General features: G+C 58.0%; 12 protein-coding genes and 3 tRNA genes. 1 reads left to right on the forward strand and 14 read right to left on the reverse strand.

Annotated features, from left to right (window positions below):
- Nucleotides 1-703 precede the first annotated feature (703 nt).
- The 9 genes from VF672_RS01395 to VF672_RS01435 all read right to left on the reverse strand — a co-directional run bounded on the left by VF672_RS01395 (nucleotide 704) and on the right by VF672_RS01435 (nucleotide 9,992).
- Nucleotides 704-2,578 (reverse strand): SurA N-terminal domain-containing protein, encoded by a 1,875-nt coding sequence (locus tag VF672_RS01395; RefSeq protein WP_331100620.1) that lies wholly within the window; start codon nucleotides 2,576-2,578, stop codon nucleotides 704-706.
- A gap of 239 nt (nucleotides 2,579-2,817) precedes the next feature.
- Nucleotides 2,818-3,090: an HU family DNA-binding protein gene (locus VF672_RS01400; RefSeq protein ID WP_003183171.1), complete on the reverse strand. Its 273-nt coding sequence runs from the start codon at nucleotides 3,088-3,090 to the stop codon at nucleotides 2,818-2,820.
- 136 nt (nucleotides 3,091-3,226) lie between these two features.
- Nucleotides 3,227-5,623 (reverse strand): endopeptidase La, encoded by a 2,397-nt coding sequence (gene lon, locus VF672_RS01405; protein ID WP_331100636.1) that lies wholly within the window; start codon nucleotides 5,621-5,623, stop codon nucleotides 3,227-3,229.
- A gap of 200 nt (nucleotides 5,624-5,823) precedes the next feature.
- Nucleotides 5,824-7,107 carry an ATP-dependent Clp protease ATP-binding subunit ClpX gene (clpX, locus tag VF672_RS01410; protein ID WP_037013640.1) on the reverse strand — a complete coding sequence of 428 codons (1,284 nt, stop codon included), beginning with the start codon at nucleotides 7,105-7,107 and terminating at the stop codon, nucleotides 5,824-5,826.
- A 115-nt stretch (nucleotides 7,108-7,222) separates the two neighbouring features.
- Nucleotides 7,223-7,864, reverse strand: coding sequence for an ATP-dependent Clp endopeptidase proteolytic subunit ClpP (gene clpP / locus VF672_RS01415; RefSeq protein ID WP_122537614.1), 642 nt, complete (start codon nucleotides 7,862-7,864; stop codon nucleotides 7,223-7,225).
- Nucleotides 7,865-7,955: 91 nt separating this feature from the next.
- The gene (gene tig, locus VF672_RS01420; protein WP_331100642.1) at nucleotides 7,956-9,266 is read right to left on the reverse strand and encodes a trigger factor; all 1,311 of its coding nucleotides are present in this window, start codon (nucleotides 9,264-9,266) and stop codon (nucleotides 7,956-7,958) included.
- A 372-nt stretch (nucleotides 9,267-9,638) separates the two neighbouring features.
- Nucleotides 9,639-9,723 (reverse strand) — tRNA-Leu (locus VF672_RS01425).
- A 57-nt stretch (nucleotides 9,724-9,780) separates the two neighbouring features.
- Nucleotides 9,781-9,856, reverse strand: a tRNA-His gene (locus VF672_RS01430).
- 59 nt (nucleotides 9,857-9,915) lie between these two features.
- A tRNA-Arg gene (locus VF672_RS01435) sits at nucleotides 9,916-9,992 on the reverse strand.
- A gap of 310 nt (nucleotides 9,993-10,302) precedes the next feature.
- Between VF672_RS01435 and folD the strand changes: the two genes are divergently transcribed.
- Nucleotides 10,303-11,157, forward strand: a complete 855-nt coding sequence (gene folD / locus VF672_RS01440; RefSeq protein WP_331100644.1) for a bifunctional methylenetetrahydrofolate dehydrogenase/methenyltetrahydrofolate cyclohydrolase FolD — start codon at nucleotides 10,303-10,305, stop codon at nucleotides 11,155-11,157.
- Between the two features lie 89 nt (nucleotides 11,158-11,246).
- On the opposite strand, the gene VF672_RS01445 is transcribed toward folD, so the two are convergent.
- From VF672_RS01445 to VF672_RS01465, 5 genes are all read right to left on the reverse strand, one after another.
- Nucleotides 11,247-13,019 (reverse strand): ABC transporter substrate-binding protein, encoded by a 1,773-nt coding sequence (locus VF672_RS01445; RefSeq protein ID WP_331100646.1) that lies wholly within the window; start codon nucleotides 13,017-13,019, stop codon nucleotides 11,247-11,249.
- A gap of 99 nt (nucleotides 13,020-13,118) precedes the next feature.
- A complete protein-coding gene (locus tag VF672_RS01450; protein ID WP_331100647.1) occupies nucleotides 13,119-13,391 on the reverse strand; it encodes a DUF2160 domain-containing protein in 273 nt (90 codons plus the stop codon).
- Nucleotides 13,392-13,402: 11 nt separating this feature from the next.
- Nucleotides 13,403-14,203: a carbohydrate ABC transporter permease gene (locus VF672_RS01455; RefSeq protein ID WP_331100653.1), complete on the reverse strand. Its 801-nt coding sequence runs from the start codon at nucleotides 14,201-14,203 to the stop codon at nucleotides 13,403-13,405.
- A gap of 27 nt (nucleotides 14,204-14,230) precedes the next feature.
- Nucleotides 14,231-15,097 carry a carbohydrate ABC transporter permease gene (locus tag VF672_RS01460; protein ID WP_192134653.1) on the reverse strand — a complete coding sequence of 289 codons (867 nt, stop codon included), beginning with the start codon at nucleotides 15,095-15,097 and terminating at the stop codon, nucleotides 14,231-14,233.
- Nucleotides 15,090-15,768 (reverse strand): ABC transporter ATP-binding protein (locus VF672_RS01465; protein WP_331100651.1); only part of this gene is annotated, 679 nt, incomplete at its 5' end. The genes VF672_RS01460 and VF672_RS01465, both read right to left, overlap by 8 nt.

Genomic DNA, 15,768 nt, shown 5'->3' on the forward strand with positions numbered 1-15,768 from the left:
GAGCTCAACCAATGTTGGCCAGAAGCCCAGAGTGGCTTCCTCGAACAGGCCTTATACATAGATGCAACCGGGTGGCAGTGTTTGAAAAGCGGGTAGACAGTGGAGGCGAGTCCATACATAGGAGCCGGCTTGCTGGCGAACGCGGTGGATCAGGTATGAATATATTGACTGACAGAATGCATTCGCCAGCAAGCCGGCTCCTACGGTGAAATCGCGGTCACCCAGTGGTACCGGCTTTAGCCGGGAAGCTTTTGCCGCTGCTGTCGCTGTTGATCTTGATCTTGATCTTGATCTTGATCTTGATCTTGCTCTTGATCTTCTACGCGGTAGCCAGGACACCGCGGAACGCGACTTGGGTGCAGGCTGAACGCAGGTCTCGCGCAGTGGGCCGAGCCGCATGGATGCGGCGAGAGCGCCGTCAGGACATGGATGTCCGTTCGGCGCGGGCCCACGGAGCGGGACCGGAGTGAAGGAACCCTGACGAAGGAAGGGCCCAACCAGGAGCAGGCACTTTTGGTTACTTTTAGTGCTTTTTAAAAGTAACTCGCCGAAGGCGAAACGGTCTGCCTCTAGGCAGACGCTCTTGATCCCAACGCAGTAAGCCACGCCGCAGATCCCTTGAAGCACTTACCCCGAATACCGGCCACAAAAAAGCCCCGACTCTCACGAGCCGGGGCTTTCTGTTAACAGCTTCCTGCGTCGATCAATATTTCTCGATCTTCGCCGCCGCTTCCAACTGCTTACGGTAAGCCGCGAAATCCTGCTGCCCCTCACGGGAAGACAGGAAACGACGGTACTGGCTCTTCTCCTCATCCGAAGCAGGAGCCGCCTGATTGACGCCGTTCAGACGCACGATCACGAAGCTACCATCCGCCGCCGTCAGACTGCCATATACCGGCTTGTCCTTGGCCTCAGGCTTCGGCATACGGAACACCGCCTGCAGCACCTGCGGATCAACACCGTCCTGGCTGCGTGAGGCCGCTTCCACGACCTTCCAGCTCTGACCTTCCTGCTTGGTGGCGGCATACGGCACCTTGCCGTCACGCAGGCCTGCCAGGAGCGCGTCACCTTTGGTCTTCACGGCGTCACTGGCATGTTCTTTCGCCAGTTGCGCACGGATCGGTGCCGACACCGCATCCAACGGCAATTGCTCAGGCTGACGGTGCTCTTTGACATGCACCACCACCACCGTCTCGGGATCCAGCTCAAGCGCGGAACTGTTGGAACCCTCTTCCATCACTTCCTGACTGAAAGCCGCCTGAATCACCGCACGGTTGGCGGCAATGCCTTCGCCACCTTCACGACCGAACGGCGCTGTCGTCTGCACTTTCAGGCCCAGGTCCTGAGCCGGCTGAGACAGATCCGACGCTTCAAATGCCGCGTCTTCCAGCTTCTTGCTCGCATCGACATACTTCTGCTCGACCTGCTGAGACTTCAGCTCGTGTGTGAGCTTCTCCTTCAGGCTCGCGAGCGTCGGTACCGATGGCGCCTCAACGCCCAGCAGCTTGATCAAGTGCCAGCCAAACTGACTGCGCACAGGCGTGGACACCTGATCCTTGTTCAGCGCGTACAGCGCATCTTCGAAGGCCGGGTCGTAAACGCCCTTACCGGCGTAGCCCAGGTCACCGCCCTTGGCAGACGAGCCCGGATCCTGAGAAAACTCCTTGGCCAGCGCAGCGAAATCTTCGCCCTTCGCCAGACGTTGCTGGATTTCCTCGATCTTGGCTTTCGCCTGAGCGTCCGTGGTCTTGTCGTTGACTTCGATCAGGATGTGCGCCGCACGGCGCTGCTCAGCCAGGTTGGCGATCTCTTTCTGATAGGCCGCCTGCAGGTCTTCGTCTTTCACCGACACCTTGTCGAAGAACGAAGACTTCTTCAGCTCGATGTAGTCGAGTACCACTTGCTCGGGACTCAGAAACTCCTTTGCGTGCTGATCGTAGTGCGCCTTGATCTCGTCGTCGGTGACTTTGACGCTCGACGGATCGGCCGGCAGCGTCAGCGTCGCGAAATCGCGGGTCTGTTTTTCCAGGCGGGCGAACGCGTCGACTTGAGCGTCAGTGACGAACGCACTGCCGCCGATGCCGGCACGAATCTGACCGATCAGCATTTCCTGGCCCAGGATCTGGCGGAACTGAAGACGGGAGTAGCCGAGCTGGCGTACAACCTGATCAAAGCGATCAGCGTTGAATTTACCGTCGACCTGAAATTCCGGCGTCAGCAAAATCTGCTGATCCAGCGCGGCTTCCGAGAAGCCGAATTTAGAATCGGCGGCGCCCTGCAGCAGCAGTTTGCGGTCGATCAAGCCCTTGAGGGCCGAATCACGGAGCATCTTTTCGTTGAGCATCGCAGGATCGAAATCCTTGCCCAGCTGTTGCATCAGCTGGCGGCGTTGCATTTCAACCGCCTGACCCAGTTCAGCCTGGGTCACTTCCTCGCCATTGACCTTCGCAGCATCCTGCGAATGGCTGGTAGCCCGGAAAATGGCATCAAACCCGGTCAGGGCCATCAGAGCGATAATCACCCCGATAATCGTCTTGGCAATCCAGCCTTGTGAATTGTCCCTGATATTCTGCAGCATGCGTCCCCCAGAGGGTTGTACTCGACTCACCAGGCTGCGGCACACGGTAACGCGGAGCGTGGGTTGAATCCGGATAGAAGAAAGGCGCATCCGAGGATGCGCCTTCTCGTAACTTGCAAAGCGGACGGGGTTCGATGTGCGTTCCCCGAGTGACAGTCCAGCGCTTGACCAACCGCACTTGCCGCTTTACGCCTCGAACAGAGATAACGCTGTCCTGGGCGGGCAAAGTAAAAAGAAACTTAGTTGACGGCTTCTTTCAGTGCTTTACCGGCTTTGAAGCCTGGCTTCTTGGCCGCTGGAATTTCCAGGGTTTTACCGGTCTGAGGGTTACGGCCGGTACGGGCAGGACGATCAGTGACTGAGAAAGTGCCGAAGCCTACCAGTACAACAGAGTCGCCAGCCTTGAGAGCGCCAGTGACGGATTCGATTACAGCGTCCAGCGCACGGCCAGCAGCAGCTTTCGGGATGTCAGCGGATGCGGCGATGGCATCAATCAGTTCCGACTTGTTCACTCTAAGTCCCCTTATGTATTTGAGTATTTCTAAGTTTTTTTGGGTGTAACCAAACGAACACTGAGCGGCCTGAACAGGCTTGAAGAGCCGCTTTATAGCAAGGGCTCCAAAAACCTGTCAAGGAAGGCCTCCCAGACTAATGCGTGCTGATTCGCTCCTTGCTGTCAGACTCGCGCTTTTCATCCTTGGCAACCATCTCGGGAGCCACGTCCGGCAAGGGCTCCGGCGCGTATTGCAGCGCAATTTGGAGCACCTCGTCAATCCATTTGACTGGTTTGATTTGCAGATCAGCCTTGATGTTGTCAGGGATCTCCTTGAGATCACGAACGTTCTCTTCAGGGATGATGACTGTCTTGATGCCACCACGGTGAGCGGCCAGCAGTTTTTCCTTGAGACCGCCAATTGCGAGCACCTGACCACGCAAGGTGATTTCACCCGTCATGGCTACGTCGGCGCGGACCGGAATCCCCGTCAAGGCCGACACCAGCGCCGTGCACATGCCCACACCGGCGCTTGGGCCGTCCTTCGGCGTGGCGCCTTCGGGCATGTGGATATGCGTATCGCGCTTCTCGTGGAAGTCCAGCGGGATGCCCAGGCTTTTCGCACGGCTGCGCACAACCGTCAGCGCTGCGGTGATCGACTCGACCATGACATCGCCCAGGGAACCGGTCTTGATCAGCTGACCCTTGCCCGGAACCACAGCCGCTTCGATGGTCAGCAACTCGCCACCCACCTGCGTCCAGGCCAGACCGGTCACTTGGCCGACCTGATCCTGTTGTTCGGCGAGGCCATAACGGAATTTGCGCACACCCAGGAAGTTCTCGAGCATTGCCGCGGTAACCGTCACGGAAAAACGCTTCTCGTGGGCGTGTTCCTTGACCACTTTGCGGCAGACCTTGGCAATCTGACGCTCGAGGCTACGCACACCCGCTTCACGCGTGTAATAACGGATGATGTCGCGAATCGCCTCGACGTCGAACTCGACCTCGCCTTTCTTCAAGCCATTTGCAGCAATCTGCTTGGGAGAGAGGTACTTGGTCGCGATGTTGATCTTCTCGTCTTCGGTGTAGCCCGGCAGACGGATCACTTCCATACGGTCGAGCAGCGCCGGTGGGATGTTCATCGAGTTGGCGGTGCACAGGAACATCACGTCGGAGAGGTCGTAGTCGACTTCCAGGTAATGATCGTTGAAGTTGTGGTTCTGCTCGGGATCAAGCACCTCCAGCAACGCCGACGCCGGGTCACCGCGCATGTCGCTGCCCATCTTGTCGATTTCATCGAGCAGGAACAGCGGGTTGCGCACGCCGACCTTGGTCATTTTCTGGATCAGGCGACCCGGCATCGAGCCGATGTAGGTACGGCGGTGACCACGAATCTCAGCCTCGTCCCGTACGCCGCCCAGCGCCATGCGCACGAACTTGCGATTGGTCGCGTGGGCGATCGACTCGGCCAGCGAGGTCTTGCCCACACCAGGAGGACCGACCAGGCACAAAACCGGGCCGCGAATCTTCTTCACGCGCTTCTGCACGGCGAGGTACTCGAGGATCCGCTCTTTGACTTCGTCCAGACCATAGTGGTCTGCGTCGAGGATGTCTTCGGCGCGGGCAAGGTCCAGACGCACCTTGCTCTGGGCCTTCCACGGCACCTGGACCAGCCAGTCGATGTACGAGCGAACGACGGTGGCCTCGGCGGACATCGGTGACATCTGCTTGAGCTTGTTTAGCTCCGCAGTGGCTTTGACCATTGCATCTTTGGGCAGGCCGGCCGCATCGATGCGCTTTTTCAGCTCTTCGACTTCGTTGTGGCCTTCCTCGCTGTCGCCGAGTTCTTTCTGAATGGCCTTCATCTGCTCATTCAGGTAGTACTCGCGCTGACTGCGCTCCATCTGCTTCTTCACGCGACCACGGATGCGTTTCTCGACCTGCAGCAAATCGATTTCGGCATCCAGTAACGCCAGCACATGCTCAACACGCGCCGACAGATCGATGATCTCGAGGATTTCCTGCTTCTGCTCGATCTTCAGCGCCATGTGTGCGGCCATGGTGTCGACCAGACGCCCGGGGTCATCGATGCTGTTGAGGGAAGAAAGCACTTCAGCCGGGACTTTTTTGCCCAGCTGTACGTATTGTTCGAACTGGGCCAGCAGGCTGCGAACGAAGACTTCGGATTCACGATCCGGCGCGTCGACTTCATCGATCAGCGCAACCTCGGCGCGGCAATGGCCGTCGACCTCAATGAAGCGTTCGACCGAGCCACGCTGCTCGCCTTCAACCAGCACCTTCACGGTGCCGTCTGGCAGCTTCAGCAGCTGCAGCACTGTCGCGACGGTACCGACGTTGTACAGGGCGTCTTCACCGGGATCGTCGTCGGCCGGGTTTCGTTGCGCCAGCAGCAAAATCTGCTTGTCGCCGGTCATCGCCGCTTCAAGGGCCTCGATCGACTTCTCGCGCCCCACGAACAGCGGGATAACCATATGCGGATAAACCACAACATCGCGCAATGGCAAGAGAGGCAGTTCAATGGTCGTCTTCATGATTTCGCCTCTACGGCGGCCTTCAGGCCATGGACAGATATAAATAAGCTGAAAATCAAGATGGGGGTTGAACCTTAAAAAAACAAGCGTCGCTTTGAGTTATAGCGAAACGGTTCTGAAACGAAGGTGAGGTTCAGGGAAACGCGAAAAGGGCCCTAGGGCCCTTTTCGTTTCCATTCGCCCGGTGCGTTGCCAGCAGGCTACGCGTCCGGTGCCGCCTTGGCAGGTGGCTCGCTGTTTTCGTAGATCAACAGCGGCTTGGAGGTGCCCTCGATCACGCTCTCATCGATCACCACCTTGCTCACGTCGGACTGCGACGGGATCTCGTACATGGTGTCGAGCAAAACGCCTTCGAGGATAGAGCGCAGACCGCGGGCACCGGTCTTGCGCTCAAGCGCACGACGAGCAACCGATTTCAACGCATCAGGGCGGAACTCGAGGTCCACACCTTCCATTTCGAACAGCTTGCCGTATTGCTTGGTCAGCGCGTTCTTGGGCTCGGTCAGAATCTGCATCAGCGCAGCTTCGTCCAGCTCGTCCAGCGTGGCCAATACTGGCAGACGACCTACGAATTCCGGGATCAGACCGAACTTGACCAAATCGTCAGGCTCGACTTCACGCAGGGACTCGCCAACCTTCTTGCCCTCTTCCTTGCTGCGAACTTCAGCGTTGAAGCCGATGCCGCCTTTGGTGGAGCGATTCTGGATGACCTTTTCCAGGCCAGAGAACGCACCGCCACAGATGAAGAGAATATTGCGCGTGTCCACCTGCAGGAATTCCTGCTGCGGGTGCTTGCGACCACCTTGAGGGGGGACGGAAGCCACGGTGCCTTCAATCAGCTTCAACAGCGCTTGCTGCACGCCTTCACCCGACACATCACGGGTGATGGAAGGGTTGTCGGACTTGCGCGAAATCTTGTCGATCTCGTCGATGTAGACGATACCCATCTGGGCCTTCTCGACATCGTAATCGCACTTCTGCAACAGCTTCTGAATGATGTTCTCGACGTCCTCACCCACATAACCAGCTTCGGTCAGGGTGGTGGCGTCGGCGATGGTGAACGGCACATTGAGTAAACGTGCAAGCGTCTCCGCCAGCAGTGTCTTGCCGGAGCCCGTAGGGCCGATCAGCAGGATGTTGCTCTTGCCCAGTTCAACGTCGTCGTTTTTCTTGTCGCGCTGGTTCAGCCGCTTGTAGTGGTTGTACACCGCTACTGCGAGAACCTTTTTGGCACGTTCCTGACCAATGACGTACTGGTCAAGGATGCCGCTGATTTCTTTAGGCGATGGCAATTTATGCGCGCTGCTTTCGGCCTGTGCTTCCTGCACCTCCTCGCGGATGATGTCATTGCACAGGTCGACGCACTCGTCACAAACAAATACCGAGGGGCCGGCAATCAACTTACGTACTTCATGCTGGCTTTTGCCACAGAAGGAGCAATAAAGCAGTTTGCCGTTGTCCTCGCCGTTGCGGGTGTCAGTCATTCGATCGATCCAATCCGGTAGGCTTGCAACACAAGATGAAGGCAATTGCTCGATTTTTCAAGTCCACAGGTGGCACGGAAATACCGACCACCCGGGATTATTGCCCTTCACGCAATCATTTGGTCATTTGACGCCGGTCGATCACCGAGTCCACCAGACCGTATTCAGCAGCGCGCTCTGCGCTCATGAAGTTGTCGCGGTTGGTGTCGCGTTCGATCGCTTCCAGCGTCTGGCCGGTGTGGTGCGCCAGCAGTTCATTCAGACGCTGACGGATGAACAGGATTTCCTTGGCGTGAATGTCGATATCCGACGCCTGACCCTGAAAACCGCCCAACGGCTGGTGAATCATGACGCGGGAGTTCGGCAGCGCGAAACGCTTGCCCTTGGCGCCACCGGCCAACAGGAAAGCACCCATGCTGCAGGCCTGGCCCATGACGGTCGTGGAAACGTCCGGCTTGATGAACTGCATGGTGTCGTAGATCGCCATGCCCGCAGTCACCGAACCGCCTGGGGAGTTGATGTAGAGATGGATATCCTTGTCCGGGTTTTCCGCTTCAAGGAACAGCAGCTGCGCCGAGATGAGGTTGGCCATGTAGTCTTCAACCGGACCGACCAGGAAAATGACGCGTTCCTTGAGCAGGCGGGAGTAGATGTCATAGGCGCGCTCGCCACGGGCGGACTGCTCGATAACCATCGGGACCAGGCCGCCAGCGGCCTGGATGTCAGAGTTCTGCTGAATATAAGAATTGCGGGACATGTCTCGCATTCACTCCCAAATAGTCATGTCTTGAATACGCATAAGCCAGCGCGAAGGCTGGCTTATGGTGTTTTCGAACGAGAGAAGGAAATCAGTCGGCTTGTGGAGCTTCAACCGGCTTGACTGCCTCTTCGTACGAGACCGCTTTGTCGGTCACGCTCGCTTTCTGCAAAACAGTATCCACAACTTGTTCTTCCAGCACAACCGAACGAACTTCGTTCATTTGCTGTTCGTTCTTGTAGTACCAGGCCACAACCTGCTCTGGTTCCTGATAAGCGGAAGCCATTTCCTGGATCAGCTCGCGAACGCGAGTGTCGTCAGGCTTGAGGTCGAACTGCTTGACGACTTCAGCCACGATCAGACCCAGCTCGACGCGGCGCTTGGCCTGCTCTTCGAACAGCTCTGCCGGCAGTTGGTCAGGCTTGATGTTGCCGCCAAACTGTTGAACAGCCTGAACGCGCAGACGGTTCACTTCGTTTTCGAGCAGCGCTTTAGGCACTTCGATCGGGTTGGCGGCCAGCAGACCGTCCATTACCTGATTTTTGACCTTGGATTTGATGGCCTGACGCAGCTCGCGCTCCATGTTCTTGCGAACTTCGGTGCGGAAGCCTTCGATGTTGGTTTCCTTGATGCCGAACTGCTTGAAGAACGTTTCGTTCAGCTCAGGCAGGGTCGGTGCCGACACAGTGTTGACGGTGACGGTGAACTCGGCGGTTTTGCCAGCCAGTTCCAGATTCTGATAATCCTCAGGGAAGGTCAGGTTCAGAACGCGCTCTTCGCCGGCTTTTGCACCGACCAGACCGTCTTCGAAACCAGGGATCATGCGACCCGAGCCCAGCACCAGCTGAGTACCGGTGGCCGAACCGCCAGCGAACGCTTCACCGTCGATCTTGCCGACGAAGTCGATGTTCAGCTGGTCTTCGTTTTGCGCAGCGCGGTCGACGACTTCAAAGCTGACGTTCTGCTTGCGCAGGATTTCCAGCATGTTGTCCAGATCGGAGTCAGCGACGTCAGCCGACAGGCGCTCGACGGAAATGGAGTCGAAACCGGCGACGGAGAACTCGGGGAACACTTCGAAAGTAGCGATGTACTCGAGGTCCTTGCCCTTTTCGAAGGTTTTAGGCTCGACCGAAGGTGCGCCAGCCGGGTTCAGCTTCTGCTCGACGACTGCTTCGTAGAAGGTCGCCTGGATCAGGTCGCCCAGTGCTTCTTGACGAGCACCGTCTTCGTAACGCTGGCGGATCACGCTCATAGGCACTTTGCCTGGGCGGAAGCCCGGGATCTTGGCTTTACGTGCGGTCTGCTGCAGACGCTTGTTGACTTCAGTCTCGATGCGCTCAGCGGGCACGCCAATGGTCATGCGGCGCTCGAGAGCGGAAGTGTTTTCAACAGAAACTTGCATGGATATTCCTCGTTGCACAGACGTTAGCCGGCCGTTTCCGACCCCAGAATCAAGGGCAAGCATTCTAGTGGGTCAAACTCAAGAAGTCACCCTACTGAACGAGGGTAAGTGAAGTGGCATGCAGCCTGGGGGTCACAGGCCAATCGTTTAGCCTGCGGGAGGTGTCTGGCACGCACCTGATACGCCCCTATATAAAGGAAGCAAAAGGACGACCGAAACATGATCCAGTCCCTGGAAGCACACCGGGCGAGCCTGTGTGATGAACACATCCAGCCCGCACCGCGTTAACAAGCAGTACTTTGAAACAAAAAAAGCCGCACTAGGCGGCTTTCTTTTACCTTTCAACACCCAAGGGGTTGCGAGGTTTGTAGCTGGTGCGGACGGAGAGACTCGAACTCTCACACCTTGCGGCGCTGGAACCTAAATCCAGTGTGTCTACCAATTCCACCACATCCGCGTTTTGAAGCGCTTAAAGCAAAGGCGCCAGATTATGAATCTGGCGCCTTTTCGAATATGGGGTGGACGAAGGGGATCGAACCCTCGACAACGGGAGTCACAATCCCGTGCTCTACCAACTGAGCTACGCCCACCATATTGCGTTGTAACCGACGCATTCAAATTGAATGCTACTTGTGCCAAAGCTGCCTAATGGCGCACCCGGCAGGACTCGAACCTGCGACCATCCGCTTAGAAGGCGGATGCTCTATCCAGCTGAGCTACGGGCACTTATTTCATTTGCCTTCGTGAGACTGCAAATTAAGAGCTTTCAATCACGCTGAGCCGATCTTAACTCTACCTGACTTATTCAACCTTTCGACGTGATCCACCGCTTCCGGCTTATCCTGTGTGGGGTTGTGCCCGACAAGTGCGACGAATCTTATAGACGGTCCAAAAGGTCGTCAACACTTTTTTCTAAAAAATTCAGTTAATTAAAGGGCTTAGCTTATTAAGCAGACCAACCGTCTTTGCCCTTGCGTCAGGTCATGCGAGAATGCGCGCACTTTTTCCCTCCCCTTCCGATGGTTAATCACGCGTAATGACTGCAAAACTAATAGACGGCAAAGCGATCGCAGCCAGCCTGCGCCAGCAGATCGCTCAACGAGTCGCCCAGCGTCGCGAGCAGGGGCTGCGCACGCCCGGTCTCGCGGTGATTCTGGTCGGCAGCGACCCCGCCTCTCAGGTTTACGTCTCGCACAAACGCAAAGACTGCGAAGAGGTCGGCTTCATCTCCCAGGCCTATGACCTGGCCAGTGAAACCACCCAGACCGAGCTGACCGATCTGATTGATCGCCTCAACGACGACCCCGCCATCGACGGCATCCTGCTGCAACTGCCGCTGCCCGAGCACCTGGAATCGTCCAGCCTGCTGGAACGGATCCGTCCCGATAAAGACGTCGACGGCTTCCATCCCTACAACGTCGGTCGTCTGGCCCAGCGCATTCCCCTGCTGCGCCCCTGCACGCCCAAGGGCATCATGACCCTGCTCGAAAGCACGGGTGTCGATCTGTACGGCAAGGACGCGGTGGTTGTAGGCGCTTCCAACATCGTTGGTCGTCCTATGGCCATGGAGTTGCTGCTGGCAGGCTGCACCGTGACCGTGACCCATCGCTTTACCCAGGATCTGGCCGGACACGTCGGCCGTGCCGATCTGGTGGTCGTGGCAGCGGGCAAGCCGGGCCTGGTCAAGGGTGAGTGGATCAAGGAAGGCGCCATTGTCATCGACGTCGGCATCAACCGCCAGGATGACGGCAAGCTGGTCGGCGACGTGGTGTACGAGACCGCCCTGCCCCGCGCCGGCTGGATCACCCCGGTGCCAGGCGGCGTTGGCCCGATGACCCGCGCCTGCCTGCTGGAAAACACGCTGTACGCGGCGGAAACCCTGCACGGCTGATTGCTTGAACCGGCACGTCAAAGCAGGCACATGAAAAACGGCACCCGAGGGTGCCGTTTTTTTATACGCCGCCAGTTAAGCGGTGCAGGTTACTTCTTGCCCGCTTCCCAGCTCTTCAAGAGGTCCGAGTAAGCGATGGTTTCGCCCTTCGGCTTCTCGTTGGCCAGTTTGCGTTGCGGCGCCAGGAACGCACCGTTGCTCTTCTCGGCTTTGGTGTACCACTCTTCGGCCGAGGTTTCCGGGTTCATCTTCGGCGCGCAACCACTCGCGTCCTGAACCTTGGAGCGCTCGATGCGGGTCATGATTGCATCCTGGTCCTTGGCCAGACCGTCGAGGGCCGCCTGCGCGGTTTTCTCGCCGGTAACGGCTTCAGCCACGTGACTCCACCACAACTGCGCCAGCTTCGGATAATCCGGAACGTTGGTGCCGGTCGGCGACCATTGCACACGGGCCGGGCTGCGATAGAACTCGACCAGACCACCGAGTTTCGGCGCCAGGGCGGTCATCTCTTTGGAGTTGATGTCCGATTCGCGAATCGGCGTCAGGCCCACGATGGTTTTCTTCAGCGAGACGGATTTGGACGTCACGAACTGCGCATACAGCCAGGCAGCCAGGCGTTTCTTCTCTTCGGTGGACTTGAGGAAGGTCCAGGAACCCACGTCCTGATAACCCAGCTTCATGCCCTCTTTCCAGTAAGGACCTTTAGGCGATGGCGCCATCCGCCATTTCGGCGTGCCGTCGGCGTTCATGACCGGCAGACCGGGCTTGGTCATGTCAGCGGTGAAAGCGGTGTACCAGAAGATCTGCTGAGCGACGTTACCCTGTGACGGCACCGGGCCGGACTCGGAGAACGTCATGCCCGCAGCTTCAGGCGGCGCGTAGGCCTTGAGCCAGTCGATGTATTTCTGAGTGGCGTACACAGCGGCCGGGCCGTTGGTGTCGCCGCCGCGGGTGATGCTCGAACCGACCGGGTGGCAGTCTTCTACGCGAATGCCCCACTCGTCGACCGGCAAACCGTTCGGCAAGCCTTTGTCGCCGCTGCCGGCCATGGAGAACCAGGCATCGGTGAAGCGCCAGCCCAGAGACGGGTCTTTCTTGCCGTAGTCCATGTGGCCGTAGACTTTCTTGCCGTCGAGTTCCTTCACGTCTTCGCTGAAGAATTTGGCAATGTCTTCATATGCCGACCAGTTGACCGGCACGCCCAGCTCGTAGCCGTATTTGGCCTTGAACTTCGCTTTCAAGTCAGCGCGGTCGAACCAGTCAGCGCGGAACCAGTACAGGTTGGCGAACTGCTGGTCGGGCAGCTGATAAAGCTTGCCGTCCGGCGCGGTGGTGAAGGACGTGCCGATGAAGTCTTTGATATCAAGCGTCGGAGAAGTGACCTTCGATCCTTCCGGGCTGGCCATCAGGTCGGTCAGAGACATCGCCTTGCCGTAGCGGAAGTGGGTACCGATCAGGTCGGAGTCGTTGACCCAGCCGTCATAGATACTTTGGTTGGACTGCATCGCGGTCTGCAGCTTCTCGATCACGTCGCCTTCCTGCAGCAGGTCGTGGGTGACCTTGATGCCGGTGATCTCGGTGAATGCCTTGGCCAGGGTTTTGGATTCGTATTCATGGGTGGTCAAGGTTTCGGAAACCACCTTGATGTCCATGCCGCGGAACGGCTCGGCCGCCTTAATGAACCATTCCAGCTCCTTGAGCTGGTCGGCATCGGACAGCGTGGTCGGCTTGAACTCGCTGGAGGCCCATTTCTTCGCGGCATCCTCGTACTGATCGGCCCAGGCCGAAACGCTCAAGCCACTGAGCATTACCATCGTCGCTACCGTCACACTATGTCGCAGCTTGTTTTTCTTATTGAACATAGACACCTCTTGTGTTGATTCTTATGTGATCCCGCGTTTCAACCTTCGCCATTCGCTTGCGGCAGGAGCGCGTCTGCTTCCCCTGCCGTTAAAAGCGTTTCAACCCCAACGCATTACCACCAACAGCCAGACCAGGGACAGCGCCGAGGCCACCCAGATGTTCCAGCTCGTCGCGCCGATGACCAGCAAATGCAGGTAGGCACTTCCGAGCAGGCCGATGAACAGACGATCACCGCGCGTGGTGGCAATCGGCAGAAAACCGCGACGCTCAATGCTCGCCGAACGCAGTTCCCATGCCGTCATCACAACCAGAATCGCAGCGATGGAGGCAAAGAAAATAGCAGTTGGCAGGGTCCAGGACATCCACTCCATTTTTCGACTCCTCAGACACGACCAAGAGCAAAGCCCTTGACCACGTGATTACGAACGAACCAGATCACCAGCATGCCCGGCAGAATGGTCAACACCCCCGCCGCTGCCAGCACCCCCCAATCGATCCCCGACGCCGAAACGGTACGGGTCATGACCGCGGCGATCGGCTTGGCGTTGACCGACGTCAGCGTCCGCGCCAGCAGCAATTCGACCCACGAGAACATGAAGCAGAAGAACGCCGTCACACCGATGCCCGAGCCAATCAGCGGGATGAAAATCTTGCCGAAGAACTTGGGAAAGCTATAGCCGTCGATGTACGCGGTTTCGTCGATCTCCTTGGGGACCCCGGACATGAAGCCTTCCAGAATCCATACCGCCAGCGGCACGTTGAACAGGCAGTGCGCCAACGCTACCGCAATGTGCGTGTCGAACAGGCCGATGGACGAGTACAGCTGGAAGAACGGCAGCAGGAATACCGCAGGTGGTGCCATCCGGTTGGTCAGGAGCCAGAAGAACAGGTGTTTGTCGCCGAGGAAACGATAGCGTGAAAACGCGTAGGCTGCTGGCAATGCGACACTCAGCGATATCACAGTATTCAGGCAGACGTAGTACAACGAGTTGATGTAGCCGCTGTACCAGCTTTCGTCAGTGAAAATCACCTTGTAGTTCGCCAGCGTGAAGTCCTGTGGGAACAGGGTCAGGCCGCCGAGGATCTCGGTGTTTGTCTTGAAGGACATGTTGACCAGCCAGTAGATCGGCACCAGCAGAAAGAGCAGGTAGATCCACAGCGGTATGAGCTTTTTGAAGGACACTTTCTCGCGCTTGTTCATGGGCGCTCCTCAGTTCTTTTCGCTGTGGGTCATGGCGGTGTAGAACACCCACGACACCAACAGAATGATCAGGAAGTAGACCAGCGAGAACGCCGCCGCAGGGCCCAGGTCGAACTGGCCCAGCGCCATGGTCGTCAGGGTCTGGCTGAGGAAGGTCGTCGAGTTGCCCGGACCGCCACCGGTGAGCACGAACGGCTCGGTGTAGATCATGAAGCTGTCCATGAAGCGCAGCATCACGGCGATGAGCAGTACGCTCTTCATCTTCGGCAACTGGATGTGGCGGAACACTGCCCAGTTCGACGCCCGATCAATCCGCGCAGCCTGGTAATACACGTCCGGGATGGCACGCAACCCCGAGTAGCACAGCAACGCCACCAGAGAGGTCCAGTGCCAGACATCGATGACCAGCACGGTGACCCAGGCGTCCGACGCATTGGCCGCGTAGTTGTAGCTGATGCCCAGCACATCGTTGAGGACCCAGCCCAGCAGACCGATGTCGCCACGGCCAAAGATCTGCCAGATGGTGCCCACCACGTTGAAGGGGATCAGCAGCGGAATGGTCATGACGATCAGGCACAGCGACGACCAGCGCCCCTTGGTCGGCATGGTCAGGGCGATGCCGATGCCCAGCGGGATTTCGATCAGCAGCACGCAGCCGGAATAGATGAACTGACGCAGCAGCGAATCATGCAGGCGCGGGTCCTGGAGCACTTGCCGGAACCAGTCGGCGCCGACGAAGTAGCGGCTGGACTGGTCGAAGATGTCCTGCACCGAATAGTTGACCACGGTCATCATCGGAATGATGGCGCTGAAGGCCACCAGCAGGAACACCGGCAGGACCAGCCACCAGGCCTTGTTGTTTTGCACTTTAGTCATGGGGCACCTCGCTGGCCGGCAGTGGGTTCGTGGCGGCCTCCAGCAGAAATTCATCGGCGTAGAGCATCAGCCATTGCGCAGGGAAGCTGATCCAGGCCTGGCCTTGCGGCACCGGCTTGTCTTCCTGCAAGCGCACTTTCAAGGACTGGCCAGCCAGGTTGAGGGTGAGGATCTTGTAGGTCCCCAAGTCCTCGACGTAGGTCACTTCAGCCTGCATGGCGTCATCGAACGGGCCGTCCCAGACGTGCACGAACTCGGGACGAATCCCGACTTTCAAGGTGCTCCACTGAGTGGCCGCCAGACGCTGCCGCAGCGCTTCGGGCAGTGGCAGATGAATCCCGCCAAAACCGACGCCGCCGGCTTCAGGCTTGACCTCGATGAGGTTCATGCCGGGGCTGCCGATGAAATAGCCGACGAAGGTGTGGTGCGGCTTTTCAAACAGTTCGCGTGGGGTGCCGAACTGCACGATCTGGCCCCCGTACATCACCGCGATCTTGTCGGCGAAGGTCGAAGCCTCCAGCTGATCGTGGGTCACGTAAACCATGGTGATGTTGAACTGCTCGTGAATCTGCTTGAGCTTGCGGCGCAGTTTCCACTTCAGGTGCGGGTCGATCACGGTCAGCGGTTCGTCGAACAGAATCGCCGACACGTCATCACGAACCAGCCCGCGA

Source organism: Pseudomonas sp., assembly GCF_036387035.1.
Lineage (GTDB): Bacteria > Pseudomonadota > Gammaproteobacteria > Pseudomonadales > Pseudomonadaceae > Aquipseudomonas.

Excerpts from the sequence above, each read along its gene's own strand:
- VF672_RS01395 (WP_331100620.1), bottom strand. The coding sequence starts at position 2,578 with ATGCTGCAGAATATCAGGGACAATTCACAAGGCTGGATTGCCAAGACG.
- lon (WP_331100636.1), bottom strand. The coding sequence starts at position 5,623 with ATGAAGACGACCATTGAACTGCCTCTCTTGCCATTGCGCGATGTTGTG.
- clpX (WP_037013640.1), bottom strand. The coding sequence starts at position 7,107 with ATGACTGACACCCGCAACGGCGAGGACAACGGCAAACTGCTTTATTGC.
- clpP (WP_122537614.1), bottom strand. The coding sequence starts at position 7,864 with ATGTCCCGCAATTCTTATATTCAGCAGAACTCTGACATCCAGGCCGCT.
- tig (WP_331100642.1), bottom strand. The coding sequence starts at position 9,266 with ATGCAAGTTTCTGTTGAAAACACTTCCGCTCTCGAGCGCCGCATGACC.
- folD (WP_331100644.1), top strand. The coding sequence starts at position 10,303 with ATGACTGCAAAACTAATAGACGGCAAAGCGATCGCAGCCAGCCTGCGC.
- VF672_RS01445 (WP_331100646.1), bottom strand. The coding sequence starts at position 13,019 with ATGTTCAATAAGAAAAACAAGCTGCGACATAGTGTGACGGTAGCGACG.
- VF672_RS01450 (WP_331100647.1), bottom strand. The coding sequence starts at position 13,391 with ATGGAGTGGATGTCCTGGACCCTGCCAACTGCTATTTTCTTTGCCTCC.
- VF672_RS01460 (WP_192134653.1), bottom strand. The coding sequence starts at position 15,097 with ATGACTAAAGTGCAAAACAACAAGGCCTGGTGGCTGGTCCTGCCGGTG.